The 19,603-nt window shown below is 42.0% G+C and carries 26 protein-coding genes; 25 read left to right on the top strand and 1 reads right to left on the bottom strand.

Going from position 1 to position 19,603, the window contains the following annotated elements; all coding sequences use genetic code 11:
* The first annotated feature begins 110 nt into the window (after positions 1 to 110).
* From EGI31_RS19460 to EGI31_RS19350, 23 genes are all read left to right on the top strand, one after another.
* Positions 111 to 326 (top strand): hypothetical protein, encoded by a 216-nt coding sequence (locus tag EGI31_RS19460; protein WP_255038826.1) that lies wholly within the window; start codon positions 111 to 113, stop codon positions 324 to 326.
* Positions 286 to 990, top strand: coding sequence for a hypothetical protein (locus EGI31_RS19455; protein WP_255038825.1), 705 nt, complete (start codon positions 286 to 288; stop codon positions 988 to 990). The genes EGI31_RS19460 and EGI31_RS19455 overlap by 41 nt, the downstream gene beginning before the upstream one ends.
* Before the next feature lie 28 nt (positions 991 to 1,018).
* Positions 1,019 to 1,162: a hypothetical protein gene (locus tag EGI31_RS19450; RefSeq protein WP_255038824.1), complete on the top strand. Its 144-nt coding sequence runs from the start codon at positions 1,019 to 1,021 to the stop codon at positions 1,160 to 1,162.
* An 81-nt stretch (positions 1,163 to 1,243) separates the two neighbouring features.
* Complete coding sequence (locus EGI31_RS19445) at positions 1,244 to 1,420, top strand: SymE family type I addiction module toxin (protein ID WP_255038823.1); 177 nt, start codon at positions 1,244 to 1,246, stop codon at positions 1,418 to 1,420.
* Complete coding sequence (locus EGI31_RS19440; protein ID WP_255038822.1) at positions 1,417 to 1,977, top strand: AAA family ATPase; 561 nt, start codon at positions 1,417 to 1,419, stop codon at positions 1,975 to 1,977. Before EGI31_RS19445 ends, EGI31_RS19440 begins: the two co-directional genes overlap by 4 nt.
* 65 nt (positions 1,978 to 2,042) lie before the next feature.
* Complete coding sequence (locus EGI31_RS19435; protein ID WP_255038821.1) at positions 2,043 to 2,603, top strand: hypothetical protein; 561 nt, start codon at positions 2,043 to 2,045, stop codon at positions 2,601 to 2,603.
* Positions 2,596 to 4,197, top strand: a complete 1,602-nt coding sequence (locus tag EGI31_RS19430; protein WP_255038820.1) for a hypothetical protein — start codon at positions 2,596 to 2,598, stop codon at positions 4,195 to 4,197. Before EGI31_RS19435 ends, EGI31_RS19430 begins: the two co-directional genes overlap by 8 nt.
* Before the next feature lie 240 nt (positions 4,198 to 4,437).
* Positions 4,438 to 4,695, top strand: a complete 258-nt coding sequence (locus EGI31_RS19425; protein WP_255038819.1) for a hypothetical protein — start codon at positions 4,438 to 4,440, stop codon at positions 4,693 to 4,695.
* A gap of 1 nt (position 4,696) precedes the next feature.
* Entirely contained in the window at positions 4,697 to 6,007 is a 1,311-nt protein-coding gene (locus EGI31_RS19420; RefSeq protein WP_255038818.1) for a hypothetical protein, read from the top strand.
* Positions 5,991 to 6,986 carry a DUF6712 family protein gene (locus EGI31_RS19415; RefSeq protein ID WP_255038817.1) on the top strand — a complete coding sequence of 332 codons (996 nt, stop codon included), beginning with the start codon at positions 5,991 to 5,993 and terminating at the stop codon, positions 6,984 to 6,986. Before EGI31_RS19420 ends, EGI31_RS19415 begins: the two co-directional genes overlap by 17 nt.
* A 14-nt stretch (positions 6,987 to 7,000) precedes the next feature.
* The gene (locus EGI31_RS19410; RefSeq protein WP_255038816.1) at positions 7,001 to 7,513 is read left to right on the top strand and encodes a hypothetical protein; all 513 of its coding nucleotides are present in this window, start codon (positions 7,001 to 7,003) and stop codon (positions 7,511 to 7,513) included.
* On the top strand, positions 7,438 to 8,058 hold the full coding sequence (locus EGI31_RS19405) for a hypothetical protein (RefSeq protein ID WP_255038815.1): 621 nt from the start codon (positions 7,438 to 7,440) through the stop codon (positions 8,056 to 8,058). The genes EGI31_RS19410 and EGI31_RS19405 overlap by 76 nt, the downstream gene beginning before the upstream one ends.
* Positions 8,055 to 8,426, top strand: a complete 372-nt coding sequence (locus tag EGI31_RS19400; protein WP_255038814.1) for a hypothetical protein — start codon at positions 8,055 to 8,057, stop codon at positions 8,424 to 8,426. The genes EGI31_RS19405 and EGI31_RS19400 overlap by 4 nt, the downstream gene beginning before the upstream one ends.
* Positions 8,317 to 8,703 carry a hypothetical protein gene (locus EGI31_RS19395; protein WP_255038813.1) on the top strand — a complete coding sequence of 129 codons (387 nt, stop codon included), beginning with the start codon at positions 8,317 to 8,319 and terminating at the stop codon, positions 8,701 to 8,703. Before EGI31_RS19400 ends, EGI31_RS19395 begins: the two co-directional genes overlap by 110 nt.
* 11 nt (positions 8,704 to 8,714) lie before the next feature.
* Complete coding sequence (locus tag EGI31_RS19390; RefSeq protein WP_255038812.1) at positions 8,715 to 9,026, top strand: hypothetical protein; 312 nt, start codon at positions 8,715 to 8,717, stop codon at positions 9,024 to 9,026.
* A 45-nt stretch (positions 9,027 to 9,071) separates the two neighbouring features.
* Positions 9,072 to 9,275 (top strand): hypothetical protein, encoded by a 204-nt coding sequence (locus EGI31_RS19385; RefSeq protein WP_255038811.1) that lies wholly within the window; start codon positions 9,072 to 9,074, stop codon positions 9,273 to 9,275.
* Positions 9,253 to 10,152: a hypothetical protein gene (locus tag EGI31_RS19380; protein ID WP_255038810.1), complete on the top strand. Its 900-nt coding sequence runs from the start codon at positions 9,253 to 9,255 to the stop codon at positions 10,150 to 10,152. Before EGI31_RS19385 ends, EGI31_RS19380 begins: the two co-directional genes overlap by 23 nt.
* Positions 10,139 to 10,615 carry a hypothetical protein gene (locus EGI31_RS19375; protein WP_255038809.1) on the top strand — a complete coding sequence of 159 codons (477 nt, stop codon included), beginning with the start codon at positions 10,139 to 10,141 and terminating at the stop codon, positions 10,613 to 10,615. Before EGI31_RS19380 ends, EGI31_RS19375 begins: the two co-directional genes overlap by 14 nt.
* Positions 10,616 to 10,624: 9 nt before the next feature.
* Positions 10,625 to 12,823, top strand: a complete 2,199-nt coding sequence (locus tag EGI31_RS19370) for a DUF5977 domain-containing protein (RefSeq protein WP_255038808.1) — start codon at positions 10,625 to 10,627, stop codon at positions 12,821 to 12,823.
* Complete coding sequence (locus tag EGI31_RS19365) at positions 12,816 to 13,394, top strand: hypothetical protein (RefSeq protein ID WP_255038806.1); 579 nt, start codon at positions 12,816 to 12,818, stop codon at positions 13,392 to 13,394. The genes EGI31_RS19370 and EGI31_RS19365 overlap by 8 nt, the downstream gene beginning before the upstream one ends.
* A 78-nt stretch (positions 13,395 to 13,472) precedes the next feature.
* Complete coding sequence (locus EGI31_RS19360; RefSeq protein WP_255038805.1) at positions 13,473 to 13,838, top strand: hypothetical protein; 366 nt, start codon at positions 13,473 to 13,475, stop codon at positions 13,836 to 13,838.
* A 124-nt stretch (positions 13,839 to 13,962) separates the two neighbouring features.
* A complete protein-coding gene (locus EGI31_RS19355; protein ID WP_255038804.1) occupies positions 13,963 to 14,313 on the top strand; it encodes a hypothetical protein in 351 nt (116 codons plus the stop codon).
* 331 nt (positions 14,314 to 14,644) lie between these two features.
* On the top strand, positions 14,645 to 15,091 hold the full coding sequence (locus tag EGI31_RS19350; protein ID WP_255038803.1) for a TM2 domain-containing protein: 447 nt from the start codon (positions 14,645 to 14,647) through the stop codon (positions 15,089 to 15,091).
* A gap of 26 nt (positions 15,092 to 15,117) precedes the next feature.
* Here the strand turns inward: EGI31_RS19350 and EGI31_RS19345 are convergent, their stop codons facing one another.
* Positions 15,118 to 15,282: a hypothetical protein gene (locus EGI31_RS19345; RefSeq protein ID WP_255038802.1), complete on the bottom strand. Its 165-nt coding sequence runs from the start codon at positions 15,280 to 15,282 to the stop codon at positions 15,118 to 15,120.
* Positions 15,283 to 15,523: 241 nt separating this feature from the next.
* Here EGI31_RS19345 and EGI31_RS19340 point away from each other — a divergent pair, with 241 nt between their 5' ends.
* On the top strand, positions 15,524 to 15,808 hold the full coding sequence (locus EGI31_RS19340; protein WP_255038801.1) for a hypothetical protein: 285 nt from the start codon (positions 15,524 to 15,526) through the stop codon (positions 15,806 to 15,808).
* A 173-nt stretch (positions 15,809 to 15,981) separates the two neighbouring features.
* Complete coding sequence (locus EGI31_RS19335; protein ID WP_255038800.1) at positions 15,982 to 19,602, top strand: tape measure protein; 3,621 nt, start codon at positions 15,982 to 15,984, stop codon at positions 19,600 to 19,602.
* Position 19,603 lies beyond the last annotated feature (1 nt).

Here is a 19,603-nt window from a genome sequence, read left to right as displayed (position 1 = left end):
TGCCCAATTCTGCCAAAAAGGCTGTGGAAAACTTGGCTAAAAATTTAAGATTCACTGTTTTGGCTCCTTGTTAATCAGTCGTACGTTCGTACTGTCAAAACGCAAATAACATGTTGTATTTCAATCAGATAGTAGAAATTAAAGACATACCAGGAAAGCTGGTTTTTAAAGGAGAAAATAATGTTTCACTTAAATTTTATAGTAAAAATGCAAACGCAGAAATCGAAATCGAAAAAGCCAGTTTTTGTAAAAGTAAGCTCACCGAAATCTGGGAGGAAGTTAAGTATGGAAAAAGCAAAATCAAAAGACTTGCCAGAGCCTACTGACATGAAGAAAGCTGAAGTAAAAATAGGGGCGAATTTTGAACGCCACATTAAAAAACATGGCGAAGGAAGCGACTATGAGGGCTTTGCCAAACGTACAGCCCAAAAGGTAACGATAAGCCGCCACGATGGCTTTCTGTGCGAAAAATTCAATGTTTACAATATCGCTCATCTGGCCTTTGTGAATGTAAATGTACCTGAGCATGTGGATTTGAGTAATCCTGTGGAGATAATTGAAACCACCACAAATCCTTATGAGCTAGCAAAGATGTGGAAGGACCTTGAAGCCGATGCCAAGAACTATGTTAGCAAAGAAACGGTGATATCGGAAAAATTCTATGGCTTGAAGAAAGCAGATCTAGAACGCTGGGGAGATAAAAACTGGAACATCTCTAAGAAATGGTTTTTTGAGGATGCCATTGCCATCGATGTGAAAGTTGAAGCCCTTAGCGAAGAGTGTGGAATGGAAATCGGTATTGATGATGTGCTTGAGTTTGTGAAAAGCTACAAGCCTGGTGAATACAAGAATCCAAGATTGGTGCTGAAGGAGAGAGTAGAGGAGAAGTTTAAGGAGGTAGTTGGTTTTCAGATAAAAGACTACTATGCTGAGCACTTGATTAAGAGCTGTGAGTTTGTGAAGGTTTCAACAGATCAATATCCTTTCTAATATGGCAAAGCGAGCTAAAAAACGAGTAATGACTCAAGAACAAAAGGCTTTAGTGGCCATGGTAAAGGAAAACCCAAATATGAAAATAGGAGGTGTGCAAAAGGCTCTACAGCTGGGTTGGAATGATTTACCACTTTTTTATGAAGACAACCAAACGAAGCTTTTTGACTAAAAAGTGAAAGCCTGACGGGAATCAGGCTTTCGTTTGTTCAAACCGATTATCTCACTAATAAATTTAAACAGAGGCAAATGTATGCAAGAATTTAGGAAAATAAAAACCCAAGAGAAATGGGAAAAACGCAAATGGGACTTGAAGGTTGTACCTCAACTCCTGCTAAAAGGAGAGTGGCTGAAAGAAGCTGGATTTGAAGCGGGAATGACCTGCAGTATTAAAGTAGAAAACGGACGATTAACAATATTATCGATATGATCAGCGAGATAAAGACAGAAAACGGATATGATTTTTTTGAAGCCAGCTCGGCTTTTCAGAAATGTATCAGGAGAGGGATGGAAGATGATGCACTGTTTTGGGCGGTGGAACTGAGCCTCAAAACGCCAGAATATGCATGGAAAAGATTGAAAGTAATCAGTAGCGAAGACGTGGGCTTCGCTACTCCTGGCATCAGTACTGAGATCAACAGCCTCTACCAAATGTGGAAGGACATGGCCAAGAAAAAGGACGATAAGCACTTTCCGGAAAGGTTGTTTCTAGTGCATGCCGTGATAATGCTCTGTAGAGCCAAGAAAAGCCGGTATGTAGATTGGCAAACGGTGTATGTGTTTGGGTGCCACAGCTCAAGGTTCAGACCGGTGCCGGACTTTGCCTATGATAAACATACCAGGAAAGGAAAAAAAATGGGACGTTCAATGTCACACTTTATTGAAGAGGGCTGCAAGTTGGAGAATTTCCACCCCGAACCCAACGAAGATGAAGCCAAAGAGAATGCTTTGAAGGCATTGTCTGGGCTTTGTAATGGGTTGTTTTAAAATCCTGTCCTATACTGCCTCACTCACGCTTTGTTGCTTTGAGAAATCAAAAATGGTAGCAAAGCGTGAGCAAAGCACTTACACTAAAACAAGCAAAGGCATTACTGAAGGTAGACGAAACCAAGATAGAGAAGTATCTGAGGTTCTACAATGATGAGATATTGCTTGAGCCAGACCCACAATTTCCGCACAAAGAATCTCTCACAGAAACCGAAAGAACCAAGTTTGAAAGGATTCGTCGGGTTTTCTCTCTTTTTGATATCGGCCGTACAGATGAGTTTATTCGCTCAGTACTTACCAAAGAATATGAAATCGAATATCGCCAAGCCTACAATATTGTTAAGGAGGCCTATCTGATTTATGGCATTGTAGGTGAAGCTGACAGGGTTGGTAAGAAAAGAGCTTCTATAAACTTCTACAGAACACTTGCCAACTTGGCATTTAAAGATAAAGACTACGAAGCTGCAGGGAAGCTGTGGGAGAAAGCTGACAAGCTCGAAGGCTTATTTGAATCTGAAATGCAAGGACTGGATCCAGATGACTTCAAGCATCCATCGACTTTTGTTTTCACCAACAATATCAATGTTTTACACCAACGCCAAAAAGAACTAGATCCCGATGATTGAGGCAAATAAAGACAAATTGAAGGTTTTTGCCAACCTCAAGCAACAGAAGTTCTTAGGTTCTCGTGCTCAAATAAAAGATTTTTTGGGCGGTCGGGGTTGTGCAAAAACAGATACCATCGGTAAGGTTGTAGGTATGGCTTACCGAGAAATGCCAAGGGCGAAGTTTGCTCTCGCTGGCGTAACATATGTAACGATTGACCTGGTAACCCTACCTGTAATCAAGGAATCGCTTGAATACATGGGTATTTACGAATATTCAAAGGCTAATCCTTTTGGACATTATGTAGTTGGCAAAAAACCTCCAGAAGATTGGCCTGGTCCATACAAAAAAGTTGGCCGTTTAGGATATCAGTACTGTATGAGTTTTATCAACGGCTTTACAATCCAATTTGTAAGTGAAGATAGAGCGGAAACTCACAGAGGTTTGAATATAGACGGCCTATTGGTCGATGAAGCTGCAACTGTTGGAGAAGATTTTATTTACAAGATTCTAAAAAAAGCAATTCGAGGCAATACGCACAAAAAAATCTCGAAATCGAAATTTTTTCATTGCCACTACCAATTTTCTTCTGCAGCCTGGTACCAGGAAGGAATGCACATCTATAGAAACGAGGAACTTTATAAATCCGAATTTGCAGCTAGAGAATTTTTAACACAACAACAACGACTTAAAACACCTCCAAAACATCTGATTTTGGAGGCCACTTGTTTAGACAACCCATTGGCAGGTCAAAAATATTGGGATGAACAAAAGGCTGGAGAAGACCCGTTAGTTTTTGATGTTGAGGTAGCAAATATTCGCTTGACTAGCCTTCCTGATGGTTTTTACCATGCCTTTAAAACATCAAGGCACTTATATTGGGAAAAACAACGCTATGAATACGACGATAAAACAGGACTTCATTTATCGTTTTCAAATGACTATAGAGACGATTTAGCCCTTGATGTTACCCTTGATTTCAATGCTAAGATTTGCTGGGCAGTAGTTCTGCAGGAAGTTAAGAATGAAGTTAGGGTGATTAATTCAAACTTTATAAAACCAACATTAGTAAAAGAAGCAAATTCAGATACTGAAGCCAAGGAAACCACAGATATAGTGGTACAGAATGCCAAATGGTTCTGTAAGACCTACATTAACCACCCTACTAAAGAGGTCAATATATACGGCGATCCTTCTGGAAATGCCAAGAATTCAGGCACTTCAGATACACATAGGCCAGATTTTGACCGATTCCAAAAAGAGCTCAAAGCCAATGGATGGGTTGTATTTAGGAAGGAATCTAAATCACGGCCTTTACATAAGCGGAAATACAGATTGGTCAACGATATACTATCAGAGGATTCAACCAGGCTACCTAAGCTAAGGGTGAATCAGCATACCAATAAGGTATTGATACTGCAGCTTCAGTCAACACCTGTCAACGAAGAGTATCAAAAGGTCAAGAAGAGTGAGAAGAACCTGCCTCTGAAGCATAGGGAGTACGCACCAGATGGAACTGATGCATTGGACTATTACCTATGGACCAGGTTCCACAACCGTTTGCCTGATTCAATGACTCAACAAAATCAACTTTACGTTTACCGACCTAAGTAATCCGGACATGGTATTTATATTCCAAATTCGAATATGGCAATTGCCGTTTCTGTCAAAGTGCGGGCTACGGATGCGAGACATGAAGTCAAAAAAAATTAACTTTTTGGAGGTAAGTCTTTAGTTTTTTGAGGGTTGCAAAAAAAAGCATTGCAAAACATGTAAAATAGTACCTCAAAAATAACCTGTCCTATGTAGAAATGGATACGAAATGTAGAATTGCATTGTCAATTTGAATGATTTATGAAAATTTTAATCAGTGAGGCTTTGGGAGATATGAACAAACCGAATTCGGTCTTTTCGATTGGGTTTTGGAAGGCTGACGGAAGTTTTGTGACTAAACACGATGTGACTAACCGTAAGACTTCACTGGGTGATAGAAAAAAGATGAATCGAAATGGTGTGTTGAATTGCTATGTACCAAAGAAGGATGAGTTTTTTGATTGTACGATTGACTTGATTATGACCTACAACGGTATGGAGATTATTAGACCCGAATAAAATGGCTGTTAGATTAACCGAAAGTGTTTATGTAGTTAGAGGCAAGGTGGCCGATGTGGGTGTTCAGTTTGGAGCTGGAGCTGATATTGGTTATAACGGCATTTCTAAGGCCAAGGCTGATAAGGCTGACCATGTGCCGATTGGTAACAAAGATGAGATAATGCATGAGTTGCATTTACTTGTGTCTGAAAGTGCTAACAAATGGTCATTGATTAGAACCAAGCGTGACTTGATGATTGGTAAGGGCGTAGAGGTTAGAACCCGAAAGATTGAAGCTGGTGAGGAAGTGTTTGTTTTGGATGAAGAACCGGAGACAATTGCCATTGAAGATTTTTTGGAATCTATCCAATACAAACGGAATTTAAGGGCAAGGGCAATTGACTTGGTTTGGGGTGGGAGATATTATGTAAAAATGACGCTTGCACCTAACGCCAAAGTAGAGCGATTTGAAAGGGTTGATACGTTTCATTGTAGGCCTTACAGGATGTTGGATGGTGAAAGTGAGGTGACTAGATATGCTTTGAATCCCAACTTTGGTACAAAGAGATGGAAGAAAGAAGAAAATGTGGAGCTTCCTGCATTTGACCCGATGAATCCAACGGCTTACCCTGTTTGTATTATTGATGTGAAGGATATTTATCCTGGACAAGTTTACCACCCAATAGGTGAATGGTGGGGCACTAAGGATTCTACAAAAGTGACCAATAAGATTCCAAAGTTTCATGACTCGGGCCTTGATAATGGCTATAATATTAAGTACCACATAACGGTGCCTGATGATTATTTCAAAAAAGAAGCGTACGAAGATGGCTACGATGAGGAGCGATTGAAACAAGAAACGCTTGACCAAATTGGTGATTCGCTTGCTGGTATTGAGAACGTGGATAAGGTTCTGTACACTTTTAATAAGGTGTTTACGGATGGAAAGTTTTATGAAAGTGGTATTAAGATAACTCCATTGCCGAACCCAATGAGCGATGATGCTTATATGAAGGTGTTGACCTCTATGACGCAAATAAGTACCAGTGGCCACAGGTTGCTACCGTCGATGGTTGGGGTTGATACAGGAAATGGCCTTGGAACTTCTGGTAAGGAGTTGGAGGCTACTGCGAATTTTCAACAGGGTTTTTTGACTTATAGCGACCGGGAGCTGTTGTTGGAGGATTTTCAGATACTGAAAAAGATTATGGGATGGAGCCGAAATAAGGTTTTGGTTTTTAAAGATATTAAGCTGTACACTTTTGATGTGACTCCTGCTGGAAGTGAAAGCAACCCAACCACTAAACAAAAGTCTGATGTTAATAAAAAATGAAGCTGAGCTGAAGAGCGTGCTGGGTGGCGTACAGCAAAGTATTACCTGGGAGACTTTTGAGAGTTTTGTGAAGCAGGCTGAACTGAAATATATTGTGCCGGCTATTTCGGAGAGTTTTTATGATGAGCTGTGTGAGTTGTATGAACCGAATGTGTATCAGCAGAAAATTATTGATAGGCTGATGATAGCATCGGGCTATTATGCTTTGGTGGCGGCTTTGCCACAGCTGGTGACGGTGATTGGCGATAATGGTATAGCGGTGAATAATACTGGTGGCTCACCGATGTATAAGTGGACTTATAAGGAACTGAAGGATAGTAGCCTTGAAGCTGCTGACGAGGCACTTGAACAGGCATTGGTATGGCTGGAGAAGAATCAGAATGCCGAGGTTTCGACTGGTGTAAAGGTTTTTCAGAAGTGGATTGATAGTGATGAGTGCTCAATTAGTAAGAGCCTTTATATCAATGATGCTAGTGAGTTTACTGCGTTTTTTCCACAGGCAAGGCATAAAAGAAGGTTTTACCTGAACATCAGAGAGTATTTGGTAAAGGTTGAGAAACATGAGCTTTTGCCTCAACTTGGAAAGGCGTTTTTTGATGCTCTCAGGAATGGTGATGAATCGAATTATGCTATTGCTGAGGCGAAGGCATATGCTAAGTATTTTTTGGCTTATAAGGCTGTGAGTGAGGCGATTCCGTTTTTGAATATCAATGAGGATTTTAGGTTAATTAATGCTGATCAGTACTCGCTGATTGAAGGTGAGTATGCTTTGGATGCTAACCGCCGGAATGCTTTGCAGGCTACTTGTGACGATAGGGCGAATTGGTATTTGAAAAAACTGAAGTGGTTGATTGACAAGAATGCCAGTGCGAGTGTTTTTCCGACTTACTTCAACTCTGAGGAGTACAAAGTGAGCTCTACAACGAAGGGTTATTTTAGAGCGAAGAATGACCCGAGTAAATCATATGTAACAATTTAATTTTTTCTATAAAAATGGAACTGAAGGATAGTGAGATTTTGGAGGCTCTTATGGCTTATAAGGCCAAGAAACTGGAAGAAGAGAAACAGGCCAATACAGATGAGGAAGAAAGCTTCAAGGAGAAGGCAGAGGGTTTTTTCAAGACAAAGTGGGCAGGCCTGATTAAGAGCAAACATTTTGATTTGGTTAAGACGGTGCTTATAAGTGCGGTACTGGCTACGCTTAGTTATCAATTGCCGAATATTTTCTTTTTTGTTTTTGGCAAAGAAAATATTAATGCATCGTTTGCTGGCATGGTGGAGAGCCACAGTTTTGCTGCTTTTGGATTTTTTGTGGCCAGACTTGTGGTGGACGTTAGCTTGTATTTTAATGAGCACAAATTTTATGTGTTCATGAAAAGGAATGGGAATTTGGCTTTTGATTATCAAGAAAACCTAGAAAATTTAACAAAATGGGAACAAACCCTTATAAGTACTATAAAGTACGGTATTTACTTGTGTGTTTATGTTTTGCTTTTAAAAGCTTAGGACAGCCTTCGGTTTTGCTCAGTGATAGCAGAGTTGCCGTAATTGAGGTGGCTAAGAAAGATGTGGGATTGATAGAGGGCAAGAGCAATACGGGTTTTACTCAGAAGTATGCCCAGCGGTGGAATGAGGCTCATCCTAAGGGAAAGTTGGCTTTGAATTCGGCGTATTGTGGTCTTGCGGTGTGGTATTGGTATAGAGGTGCTGGGTTAGATCCTAATATTAGTTTCTCTCCAAGGGCATTGAACTGGAAAACTAATTGTGTGAAGCCGGTTTCATTTTTTGGGCTGACGATTAAGGATATTGAAGGGATACCGATGGCTTCGGCGGTGGTGTATAAGAACAGCTGGGGAAACCATGTAGGGCTTTTTGAGAAGGCTATTATGGCGGATATCTACACTTATGAAGGAAATACCAGCTCGGCAAGGTCTGTTACGAAGTATCCTTCAAGAAAGGAAGGGGTGTTTTATCTGAAGACTTCGGTGAATAATAAGGATTTGAAGCCGATTTATTACTGTGACTGTATTAAACAAAGTAAAGCGATATGATACCTGTTTGGATTAAGAAGTTGATAGCCTCTAGAGCTGGTGGGTGGGCTTTGAATGCTTGGGAGTTTATTAGGGCTTTTTGGCCTTTTGTGGCAGCTGCAATTATGCTTTACATAGCTTGGGTAATAATACACACTACTAACGAGCTGAGGGCTATACGCCTGAATCAAAAAAAGGTGAAGGTTTGGAATAAGAAGATTGAGACTTCTGCTGAAGATGACAGCTTGATAGTAGATCAGATGAGGAAGTTAAGGGAACATGAATTGGTTATTATTTATACTCATAATGATGAAAAAGTACGGATTAAGAGGATTGCTGACGATAGCCTTCAGTTTTGGGCTGATTCATTGTATAATAGCACAAAGTGATAGCATCAGGCTTACTCCTGATGGTTTTAGAAAGGTGCTTTTGCAAAGGAATGAACTGGCTGAGTGTAAAGAGCTGCAGGTGGTGGCCGCTAAGAAGGTCAGGCTGATGGAAATGCGAGTTGACCTGAAGAATGTGCAGATTACGAGCTTTCAGGCGATAAGGGATACACAGGCTGCAGATATTAAGAAATTTAAGAGGTTGGTGTGGAAGAAGAATGTGCAGATAGCTGGCCTGGTGGTGCTGAGTGCGGTGCTGGGATATGAGTTGGTTTTTTAAATTTAATTGAGATGGCACAATTTTTAAATAAGGAACGTGGAATTGCTATTATTGGAATGCCTTTGCATTTCGGCTTCATTGGTGAGGCTTTGATCGCTGCTCATAGGATTAAGGAAGATAATATTCATTTTATAGATATTGCTAATTTACCTCCTGCAACATTTAAAGAAATTGATGATATGAACTTTGCCCTATCAAAAAGAAACCTTGATTTGGAAATTCCTGCATTGTGTGAGTTAGTGACCAATGATTTTAAGCGGGTGAAGAAGCCTGTGAATCCTGAATGGAAAAGGCGGATGAAGAATTTGCAGAATAAAAATTGATTTTGCTTAATTAGATGCAATAAATGGGAACTATAATGATTGATTATGAAGGATGCGGTGGGTAGTTTGATTGGTAGTTTGCCGGTGGCTCTGATTATGGGTTGGCTTGGAAATATGATTTTTAAGAGGGTGGAGAAGATTTTTGAGAGCTCTACCGACCACGAGATTAGACTGCAGGTGATGAAGGAGCAAATAAGGGTTTTGGAGGAAAAAATTAAGGAATTGAATGCGAAAGTTAACGATAGGTAATGAACATTTTGGTGTGCCGGAGAATTTTAGTGAGTGTAATATGAACCAAATATCTGGCGTGCTGGTGGCTCAACAGGCCTTGAATATAGCGAAAGAGTATAAGAATGAGGATAAGATAGATAAGGTGAAGTTGTCTATCTTATTTTGTTTAATACCTGACCTGAGCATGGACGGCTGGAGGATATTGACGAACTGGCAAAAGACTCAGGTGATGTGTTTGATTCGGTGGGCTTTTACGGCAAGGGTGGAGAATAAGCCGTTTGAGTGGTTTGTGGTACCAACCCCCAACCCCCTTGTAAAGGGGGCTAAAATGGAGATGTATCTGCCTGCTGAGGATTATGCGGATACGAGTGCGATAGAGTGGGCTTTGCTTAATATTTATTATTTGGCGTATACTAAACCCCCAACCCCCTTAAAAAGGGGGCAGAATAGCGATTTCTTTTTTAAGATTGTGGCTTTGTTGTGTAGGCCGCAGCGGGTGGACTTGGTGGAGTTTAGGAAGAATCCGAAGGCATGGAATGGTGATGTTAGAGAGCCTTTTAATATGGCTCTGGCTGATGAAAGGGAGGAGCTGCTTAGGAATGTGCCGTTTGGAATTCTGCTGGCGGTGTTTCAGTACTGGGAGAAGATGAATAATGATTTTGTGACCAGGAATGAGGAGCTGTTTAATGGTGCTGATGGTAAGCCGCTGTTTAAGAACGGTGAAGGATGCCTGAGCATGCTGGAAGATGTGGCCGAGGAAGGTACCATGGGCGACCTGGACAAAGTGCATGAGAGCAATGTGGTGAATTTGTTTTTGTACCTGAGGCACAAACAAAAAAAGGTGGAACGAAGGGAAGAGGAAATTTTAAAAAATCAAAGGGATGATAGCAGGTAATTTGACGGCCTACAAGAGTTTTTTGGAGGAGAAGGCTCTGGCTTTGGAGGGTGTAAATAAGTTTATTTATGGTTCTGCGGCCAAGATAGCGAACATGAGCCGGAGCAATACGAAGTTTGGTTATCCGCTAATACATGTCTGCCGGCCTGTGGTAGCTAGCCGAGACAATGGCATGGGAAATATTACGACGGTGTTTTATTCTGAAATAGCGTGCATAGGCAAGCTGAATAAGAATGGTAGTGCTGAGGATGTGGAGAATGACGAAATGTATGTGGAAGATTTGACGCTGAGCGTGTTGCTGGAGTTTGAGAGACAACTGCGACTTGCACATAGAAAGGGTGATGTGGAGTTTGATAGTGATGTGGAAATAGAACCGACACTGGAGAAGTGGATAGATGCCCACACCGGCTGGAAGATGAGCTGTAAGATTGTGCTGGGTGCAAATAGTAGGTTGTGTAGGTAAATTAAATTAATGAGACGCAATGCATTGCGTCTGTACTTCAATTATTATATGGATTTATTGATTGCGGAAAATTTGGCTTATGGGAATCTTGTTTTGGTGAAAAACAAGGTGGAGATAAATATTGATGCTGCTGATCTGCTGATAGAAGATAGAAGCGGATTAAAGTATTTTTTGAAGCTGCAGGTGAGGCCTTTTCCGAATGCGAGTACATGGGAGGACCTGCCCGAAATGGAAACGGTAGAGGAACCCGTGGAAGACTTGGGAGGTGCTTTGATAGCTAAAGGGGCGTTTTTTGAGGTGGATAAAATACTGAAGAGTTATGTGGCTGCAAGCCCCCCAACCGGAACGCCGGACCGCCCCAAAGGGGGAGTTTCTTTGGATATCAGGCCGTGTGTGGATTTGGTGAGGCCGTTTAGGTTTGTGGCGACTGTGAAGAATGGTGCCGCCGTGCTGAGTACGTACACGAGTGAAACGATGTATGCCATCAGAGCCGGTATTAATGAAAAGTATTGGAAAGAATGGAATTCGAGGTTTTTTGGGAAGTGGTTTGCTAAGACTAAGGGATTTTTGACGTGGAATCCTGGATGCAAGGTTTTGCCGAACCAACCGGTGTATTTGTATTTTTTGACGAATATGAATCCGAGCCCTTTTGCTCTGAAGCTGAGGGTTTTTAGATGGTACACAGATGGCACTGCTGATACTACGGCTCAGACTATAAGTGTGCTGAATACACAGGCGATGAATGTGTATGAGGTGCCGTGTGGATTGGATGTGATAGCCTCGGCAACTGTTGGAGCTAAAAAGGTTGCTAGGTATATGGTGTGGCTGGTGAATGAGAATGATGCAGTGGTGAGTAAGATGAACACCTATGAGGTGGACTGGAGCTTTTATGATGACAGCCGGATATTGATATTTAGAAATAGCCTGGGCGGATATGATACGCTGGCTTGCACCGGGAGAATTACGGAGAATGTGTTTGTAACCAGAGAAACTACGGAGCGGATTGTGCCTTTTGAGAGTTTGGCGAGTTTTGCTGAGGTAGTGATTAATAATGTGACTGGTGAGCGTGAATTGACGGTGTCGACTGGTTGGCTGGATGCTAAACAAAGGGCTTGGCTGGAAGAGCTGGCTTTTAGTGAGGATGTGTATGTAGTGACTGACCGGGAGCATATACCGCTGATGCTGATGGATGAATCCTATAATACGCTTGATAGTAGAGAACAGCTGATAGGTAGGACGTTTGTGTTTAGATATACAAACAGTGAATCGGGGTTTTCGGATTTGCCAGAGATGGAGGCTGAAGCTGAAAGGCCTACTGGATGGAGGACGTATGCGTATGGCGGCTGCGAGCTGGACGGGTTTGGGAAGCGGACTGGGAAACGCCATGTGAGCCATATAGAGAAGTATTATGTTGATGACAATAGTGCTGTGAAGCCTGTTAGCATTAAGCTGAATACACCAGGCGAGACCGGATATAAACTGCCTGAGGTTCATGCTGGTTGTGCTGTGACGCCGTTTTTGAGCGATGAGTATGTGGCGTTTGGAACTTATAGTAACCAGACCTGTACTGGCGGACTGATAGGCGGGCCGGCTAGTATAAAGATAGATAAGGACCGATGGGGAAGTGAGGAGAGTAAGGCGAATGCGAATGCGAAGGCATTGCTGGAATGGCAGGCGATTAATACTCAGGCGTACGCAAATATGTGGGGGACGTGCTTGCCTTATACACCGGGTGGATTGGCAGCGAAGTTTTATAGCTACAGTGTGAATGCTACTGGTGTGCCGCCTGCGGATGTTTTTGATGGAACTCCTGTACTGAATGCTTTTATAGGGCCTGTGGAGCTAAGCGATGCGGTATTGACGAGCCTAGGGCTAAATGCGGATTATGTAGCGATGAGAGCGGCGGGATTTGTGAAAGCTCCTGTAACTGGAGATGTGACTTTCTACATAAAGAATGACGATGGCGTGAGACTGTGGATGGGTGCACAAAGTGCGAATGTGAGCCGAGTACTGACTAAAAGAATGGACGACTGGCTAACACATGGGCCTGTAGAAACGAGCTTTACGGTGAGTATGGCGGCTAATGAGTATTATAGCTTTGTGGTGGAGTATTTTGAATATAATGGTTATGCGGCTCTTGAAATAGCTTGGAGCTATGCCGGACAGGCGAAGGTGCTGGTGCCGTTAACGAATTGGTATCATGAGTGAGACTGGAGATGATATCAGGCAGGCGATAAGGGAGATTTTGCCGGAGACGATTGCTGAGGGTGTGGCGTTTTTTCAGAAGGCTATTGCTAATAAGGATGTAGTGGCTAGTGCTGACCTCATGAATGACATTGAGCATATGATTACGGAAGAGGCTGAAGGCGTGGTGGGCAGTATTAATTTTCATGAATACGGCCGATATCGCGATATGAAGAATCTTAGATGGGCTGGTAAAGCTCCTCCAATAGAGGAACTACAGGCTTGGGTGAAGCTGAAGGGCGTAAATAATTTTGCATGGGTGCCTGGATACGAAGCGACTGGCCGAATACCTACCGAAAGTGTGGCCATTAGACGGCTGGCCAGTGCAATAAGTAAAAGCATGGGCAGTGTGCAAGTGACCAGAAGAAAGTACTCTGGTACATGGTACAACGAAACTAAAATGAAGCTGGTGAATGTGACCAGGAGAAGGATACTGGATAGGGTGGCGGAGCTGTTGGCGAAAAGGGTGGCTGGGGAAGTAAGAATAGATACCTCAGATTCTGTTATTGAGATTGGGTTTGAGATTATTGAATAATTACACTTGAGACGCAATGCATTGCGTCTGTACGATAGATGAATTGAGATTGATGAATATTTTAAAATTATTATTTGTATGATTGAGTTCCTTTGTTTTGTGGTAGGATTAATCTTTGCTTTGGTAGGGGCCATGTATTTGACGGTTAATTTTCCGATGTTTGTGAGCCCAAGCCAAGCCGTGGGTTTTCCGAAGTTTAAGAACCCACCACTGCCACCTCCGATGAGGAAAGAGCCGGAGAAAAAAGAAGCGTATTCGTTTCTGCAGGTGTGTAGTTATAAGCAACTGAAGGTGCTGAGTGAGTTGTTTCCGCCAGAACAAAAAATGCCTAAGGATACTGGGGATTTGGGTGTTTTTTTGGTGGCTGTGTTAAGGCAACTGGATTTAGTGGAAGGGCATATACGAGACTATAAGAATGAAGCAGGCACTGATGCTGATGGGTAACCTTGGTGCTGGGAAGAGTACGATTGGGAGGATGTTTGAGGCTGAGGGCTGGTGTAGGATTGTGATTGATGATTTTAGGGCCCACTCCCTGAAGGGAGTGGCAATTGATTTTGAAAATGAGTATTTGGCTCGGAATGCTATGCTAGCGGCCATACATGCGGCTAAGAGTAATATTGTGTATGAAACTACAACGGCCAACCAAGTGCACCCGAAGGTATTGAAGGCTTTGGAAACGAAGCGGATGCGGATGACTCGGGTGCGGCTGCTGGTAAGTGAGGTGGAGAGTAGGAAGCGGGTTGAAAGGCGTGGCTTCGGCTCCGCTCAGCCACCGTACCCCTTTGCAAAAAGCCACGCTGAGAGCTTTGGGTATATTGAGCGGAAATTGAATGCGGATTGGGCGGATGTGGTGATGGATAGTGAGCGGATGGGTGTTGAGGAGATTTTCAAGAATGTGAGAGGGTTTTTGGATACTTGAGAGACGCAATGCATTGCGTCTGTACGCTAGAATGATTATATTTGATGATGGAAAGATATTGGTTGATTTATTATGCAGTAGGGCTGATGCCTTGTATATATTTGGCAAGGGAGTTTTGGAATGAAACGCCGATGAGATATAGGGCTTCGGTGATTTTGTATTTTGGGATTTGCTTAGTGATATGGCCGTTGCTACTTCTGGCTGTATGGCTGAAAAAGGTTAGAGATAGACGCTGATTATACTTTTATGTACTTGGAATGGCCGTGGGTTTTGCCCATGGTCTTTTTTTTTGTATGATTGGTCATTATTAATCTAAAAAAATGCTAGAAATATGAAAAACAGAACTACAGCAGGAATTTTCGCACTTTTACTTGGCGGACTTGGAATACACAAATTTTACCTTGGTAAGGTGGGTGTTGGAATCATTTATTTGATATTTTGCTTGACTTTTATACCAGCAATTGTAGGCTTTATTGAAGGTATTGTTTACCTAACGATGAGTGACGCAAATTTTGACTTGAAGTACAATGGAATCCTAACTCAAAAAAACATTAATGTAGAAGCCGTTCCAGATAATTCAAAAAAGTATGCGGCCAATAATGAAAGAATCAAAGAATTGTATCAGAAAATGGAAGTTGAAATAAAAACTGAGAAGGAGTTACTAAGTGCAGATTATAGTGCTGGTAAATTAACCAGAGAGGAATTTCAAGAAAAATTAAAGTTTTGGAATGAGGAAGAAGCCAAGCTGAAAGTAGAAAAGAAAGAATCTGGATTATAAAAGTTTCGAAAATAAAAAAAAGCCTCTCAAGATTGAGAGGCTTTTTTTTGTGCAACAACTTGTGATTCTAACAAGTCTGCGGCAATTTCTGCAAGTGAAGTCCTTGAGCTTTTAAGCTTCTTTCTCCTAAATTGCTCATCGAGTAAGCCATCATGAGTTTCTTCACTGATCTCTATTTGTATCTTCTTCATACAACAAATATAAGTTATAATAATTTATATTAGAAAATGTTTGCATAGATAATTTTAATTATATTAATTTGTACAAGTTATAACAAGTTAATATAATTAATAACAAAATATATGACACGAACATTAAGGAATTTACTTTGGGAACAGAGCAATAGGGACTTAAATAAGATAATCCGGACTATTGCTACGATAAAATTATGTAGAAGACAAAAACTTGTATTACCAGCTAAATATTTTAAAAATGAAAAATAAAAACGAAGGGCCTGAGTATCTTTTGATAAAGAACCCAATGAATGGAAAGCATGTGAATGTGATGCCGTTGTTTGTGCTACTAGAAGAATGTCATTCGGCTGAGAGTGGGTCGCTGAATAATTTTATAAAGCCACTGCAAGAAATGCAGGATTTTATAAATACTGAAATGTGTCTGAAAGATAGAGACGAGAATACGTTTATGGAGCTTGGGAATGTGAATTTTAATATTATACGGCTCAGGCGGATGTTTGAGGCTATGGCTGAGGCGGTGTAGCCCCCTAACCCCCAGTGGGGGAATTTTATTTAGACGGGAATAAAGAGGCTAACCGCTTACGTAGTCTCTCCCGTTTTCTTCGAAGCCGCCACGCATGGCGACTTTACAAAATCCTGTCCTATATAGCTTGAAAGGTATGTTGCAAATTGGCAGCGTACCTTTTTTGATATATAATGAATATTCGTGAGGAAGCTATTGTAGACCTTAAAGTAGATGATAGCGATGCTACAACCAAGTGGGAGGAAAATAGGCAGAGAATAAAGGATATTAACACGGAGCTACGCCAACTGAAAGAAGCTGGCGAAAAAGGAAGTGAAGGATACAAGGCCCTGCAGATAGAGCTACGAGATTTAAAATCGGAGCAAAAGGAGCTGAAACACAACATAGACCTAAGTACTGCAAGCATTGACCAGATGCATGCAGCTCTGGACTACTGGACTAAGGAAGCCAAAAAGGCTGAACAGGGTAGCGAGGAATGGGTGGCTGCCACCAAAAAAATAGAGGAAATAAAACCGGTGCTGACCGAAGCCCGGGCGGAGCTGAAGAGCTTTGGTGAAGAAGCGGACAAACAACCAGGTTTTTGGGATAATTTCAAAGCATCGGCATTAGGTGCTTTTACTGGTATTGGGCTTTTTAGCTTAGTAAAAGAAGCTGCTGGGGCGATTTTTGATTTTGGAAAGGACATTTTTGAGACTACGGCTAAGTTTGAAAAGTATGAGGCTGTACTTACAAATGCATTAGGTACTCATGAAGCGGCTGGTAAAGCCATGGAAATGATTAAAAATTTTGCAGCTGAAACGCCTTTTTCTGTTGATGAATTGACTGAAAGCTATGTGAAGTATGTCAATAGAGGTTTGCAGCCTACTATGAGAGAAATGACACAGTTAGGAGATATTGCAGCATCGCAGGGAAAAAGCTTTGAGCAGTTGACCGAGGCGGTGTTAGATGCCATGACTGGCGAAAATGAACGGCTAAAGGAGTTTGGTATTCAAGCTAGTAAGAGCGGAGATGAAGTAACTTTTGCTTTCAAAGGCGTTCAACAAACAGTGGCCAATACTCCAGAAGCTATTCAGGGAGCTATTTTAGCTTTTGGTGAGCTTGAAGGCGTGCAAGGTGGTATGGCTGCTATTTCAGAAACTTTGGAAGGGCGTGTGAGTAATTTGGGTGACAACTTTGATAGCCTAAAACTTTTGCTGGGTGATGGGCTAAACCCAGTATTCAACGGCATATTGGATGTAATGAATTGGATTATAGACACAACCAAGGGCTTAATAACTGAATCAGGTCCATTGGTATCTGTTTTCGAGAGCCTTTGGGAGGTTGTGCAGAATGTTTGGGAAAGTTATAAAAGCTTAGTAAACGCTTTATTTGATACAGGTGATGCTTCAATAACCCTCAGGGATGTAATTAATACACTATCGGTTGCACTTCAAGCCGCTGGCACTGTTGTGATGGTTGCATTGGCAGCTGTTGAAGGCATGTATGATGGCTTGAGAGCATTGGTGGATGCAGGAAAGCAAGCAGCTAATTTTTTTGGAGCGGACTTTAAATTAGACCCAAGTGCAACTTTTGAAAATATGAGAGAAAATTTCATGGAAAATATGACCTCGATAAAAAATGGGTGGTCAAAAACCATGAATGAGGTTCATATTAACAATATGAAAGATGAGCTTGATTCTGTTATTGAGATTGAGGATAATAAACTTAAGGCAGCAAAAAAGAGAATTTTAGAGCAAGAAACTGATGAGCAAACAAAGCTTAATAAAATACAGGCACTGAATAAGGAGCATGACGATAAGGTGTCATCTCAAAAAATGATTAGTCTAGGTCAGCAAGCCGCATCTAGAATAGATCAAATCAACAAAACTGCAAAAACAGAAGAGGAAAGGGTCGCTAAAACAGCTAAAGTGACCGAAGAACTGAATAGGCAGTTGAATCTTAAAGTTGAAGATAATCATAAAAAATCATCAGCGGCTAAAGGGAAAGTTGATACAGAAGCCGATAAAACAAAAAAGAAACTACTTGATAAGCAAGAGAAAGATGAAGCCGCACTTCTGAAAAAAGTTGAAGATATGCAAGTAAAGGCTATAGCTGACGATACCAAAAGGGCTATAGCGAAGGCGGATTTGGATTTTAAACGTGAGCAGGAAGCCATAAAGAAAAGCATGGCCAGCGATGCTACGAAGAAAAAGGCACTGGAGAATGCCGAAAAACTACACGAGGCGAACATAGCGAAGATAAATGCGGATGCTAAAACAAAGCAGGATAAGCTTGATGAAGTTGCGAAAAAGAAAAAGGATATAGCAGATAAGAAAGATCTGGCTGATGAGAAAAAGATAAAGGCTCAAAAACTGGCGGATACTAAGAAGCTGCTGGATGATGAGTTTAAGGCTGAGGTGGCAAATGCTAAGATAGAGCTGGCACTGACGAAAACGAACAGCCAAGCCATGTGGGATGCTAAGCTGAGAATACTGCAGATAGAGACCGCACATAAAAATGCCAAACTGGCACAGGAGGCAGCGGCAGAAAAAGCCAGGATAGCGGAGAGCATAGCTGACAACGAAACGAAGGCAGCACAGCTGAAGGCTATAGATGATAAGTTGACGGCTGAACAACGCCAAAACGAAACTCAACTGCAGGCGGATAAGAAGCAACTGCAGCAGGAAGCAAATGCGGCACGACAGGCTAATAATGAGGCTTTTTATAATGCACTGAATGCGGCAATGACTGGGGATTTTCAGGCGTTTACGACATTCCTACAAAATAAAGCCCGGGATGATGGTAAGCACTTGAATGAGAGAAGTGTGGCTTTTGCGAAGTATGCCAACGATGTGGGTAAGGTAATGTTGACCACGATAGAGGTGTTAACAAAGCTGAACGCTGATTATACTCAAAGGCAGATCAATAACCTGACGAAGGAAAAGGAGACCAATTTTAAGAAGCTGGATGATGAGCTAGCCAAAGGCATAAAGACTAAAGAGCAGGTAGAGGCTGAGAAAACGAGACTGCAGGAGGAGTTTGACCAGAAAAATCTTGCACTGAAGAAGAAGGAATTTGAGCGTAATAAGAAGATGCAAATAGCGGCGGCATTGATACAGGGGTCTATGGCGATACTGAGTGCTTTGGCCACTCCACCGTTTCCGTTGGGTATAGCGTTGGCGATAGTGGCTGGTGTGAAGACGGCATTTGATATTACGAAGATAAAGAACACGAAGTTTGAGGCGAGAAGTGGTGGAGTGTTTAGAAATGCTGGTGTGGCTCAGGGCTCACGCCATGGTGCGAGCTATGGGCAGGCTGGAATAGCGATGTATGACCGTATGACTGGTGCTGAGGTGGGCGAAATAGAAGGTGGAGAGCCTGTGATGGTGTTGAGCCGGAATACTTACAAGAATAATAGGCCGGTAATTGACAGGCTGTTGAATAGTAGCCTCTACAATAATGGTGCTCCAATAAGTATGGCCAATGGCGGTGTGCTGACTGTGAGCCGAGCCAGGATGTTTGCTGATGGTGGTGTTTATGAAAGCGATGGCGGTGGCGGGTCTTCTGGCGGTGGAAATTATGCGGATAATAGCAGCTCGGCCAGTAGCGATGCTATTATAGCGGAAAATAAGAAGATGCAGGAGGAAATGAAGAAGTTTCAGAAGGAAACGGCTGCTAATACTGCTGAAACCGCTAAGGTGCTGAAGACGCATACGGGGATTTTGAGGGATATTGCTTCGAAGGATAATGGGTCGAGCGGTGTGCTGCATGCGTTGGATAGGTTGAAGGAGAATATGAATAAGTCGAAGTTGTAAA

This window comes from Lacihabitans soyangensis (assembly GCF_024343775.1).
Taxonomy (GTDB): domain Bacteria; phylum Bacteroidota; class Bacteroidia; order Cytophagales; family Spirosomataceae; genus Leadbetterella; species Leadbetterella soyangensis.
Note: the sequence above shows the minus strand (reverse complement) of the source record. Positions and strands in the feature narration are given on the sequence as shown.

Excerpts from the sequence above, each read along its gene's own strand:
- EGI31_RS19460 (WP_255038826.1), top strand. The coding sequence starts at position 111 with ATGTTGTATTTCAATCAGATAGTAGAAATTAAAGACATACCAGGAAAG.
- EGI31_RS19455 (WP_255038825.1), top strand. The coding sequence starts at position 286 with ATGGAAAAAGCAAAATCAAAAGACTTGCCAGAGCCTACTGACATGAAG.
- EGI31_RS19450 (WP_255038824.1), top strand. The coding sequence starts at position 1,019 with ATGACTCAAGAACAAAAGGCTTTAGTGGCCATGGTAAAGGAAAACCCA.
- EGI31_RS19445 (WP_255038823.1), top strand. The coding sequence starts at position 1,244 with ATGCAAGAATTTAGGAAAATAAAAACCCAAGAGAAATGGGAAAAACGC.
- EGI31_RS19440 (WP_255038822.1), top strand. The coding sequence starts at position 1,417 with ATGATCAGCGAGATAAAGACAGAAAACGGATATGATTTTTTTGAAGCC.
- EGI31_RS19430 (WP_255038820.1), top strand. The coding sequence starts at position 2,596 with ATGATTGAGGCAAATAAAGACAAATTGAAGGTTTTTGCCAACCTCAAG.
- EGI31_RS19425 (WP_255038819.1), top strand. The coding sequence starts at position 4,438 with ATGAAAATTTTAATCAGTGAGGCTTTGGGAGATATGAACAAACCGAAT.
- EGI31_RS19420 (WP_255038818.1), top strand. The coding sequence starts at position 4,697 with ATGGCTGTTAGATTAACCGAAAGTGTTTATGTAGTTAGAGGCAAGGTG.
- EGI31_RS19415 (WP_255038817.1), top strand. The coding sequence starts at position 5,991 with ATGTTAATAAAAAATGAAGCTGAGCTGAAGAGCGTGCTGGGTGGCGTA.
- EGI31_RS19410 (WP_255038816.1), top strand. The coding sequence starts at position 7,001 with ATGGAACTGAAGGATAGTGAGATTTTGGAGGCTCTTATGGCTTATAAG.
- EGI31_RS19405 (WP_255038815.1), top strand. The coding sequence starts at position 7,438 with ATGGGAACAAACCCTTATAAGTACTATAAAGTACGGTATTTACTTGTG.
- EGI31_RS19400 (WP_255038814.1), top strand. The coding sequence starts at position 8,055 with ATGATACCTGTTTGGATTAAGAAGTTGATAGCCTCTAGAGCTGGTGGG.
- EGI31_RS19395 (WP_255038813.1), top strand. The coding sequence starts at position 8,317 with ATGAATTGGTTATTATTTATACTCATAATGATGAAAAAGTACGGATTA.
- EGI31_RS19390 (WP_255038812.1), top strand. The coding sequence starts at position 8,715 with ATGGCACAATTTTTAAATAAGGAACGTGGAATTGCTATTATTGGAATG.
- EGI31_RS19385 (WP_255038811.1), top strand. The coding sequence starts at position 9,072 with ATGAAGGATGCGGTGGGTAGTTTGATTGGTAGTTTGCCGGTGGCTCTG.
- EGI31_RS19380 (WP_255038810.1), top strand. The coding sequence starts at position 9,253 with ATGCGAAAGTTAACGATAGGTAATGAACATTTTGGTGTGCCGGAGAAT.
- EGI31_RS19375 (WP_255038809.1), top strand. The coding sequence starts at position 10,139 with ATGATAGCAGGTAATTTGACGGCCTACAAGAGTTTTTTGGAGGAGAAG.
- EGI31_RS19370 (WP_255038808.1), top strand. The coding sequence starts at position 10,625 with ATGAGACGCAATGCATTGCGTCTGTACTTCAATTATTATATGGATTTA.
- EGI31_RS19365 (WP_255038806.1), top strand. The coding sequence starts at position 12,816 with ATGAGTGAGACTGGAGATGATATCAGGCAGGCGATAAGGGAGATTTTG.
- EGI31_RS19360 (WP_255038805.1), top strand. The coding sequence starts at position 13,473 with ATGATTGAGTTCCTTTGTTTTGTGGTAGGATTAATCTTTGCTTTGGTA.
- EGI31_RS19350 (WP_255038803.1), top strand. The coding sequence starts at position 14,645 with ATGAAAAACAGAACTACAGCAGGAATTTTCGCACTTTTACTTGGCGGA.
- EGI31_RS19345 (WP_255038802.1), bottom strand. The coding sequence starts at position 15,282 with ATGAAGAAGATACAAATAGAGATCAGTGAAGAAACTCATGATGGCTTA.
- EGI31_RS19340 (WP_255038801.1), top strand. The coding sequence starts at position 15,524 with ATGAAAAATAAAAACGAAGGGCCTGAGTATCTTTTGATAAAGAACCCA.
- EGI31_RS19335 (WP_255038800.1), top strand. The coding sequence starts at position 15,982 with ATGAATATTCGTGAGGAAGCTATTGTAGACCTTAAAGTAGATGATAGC.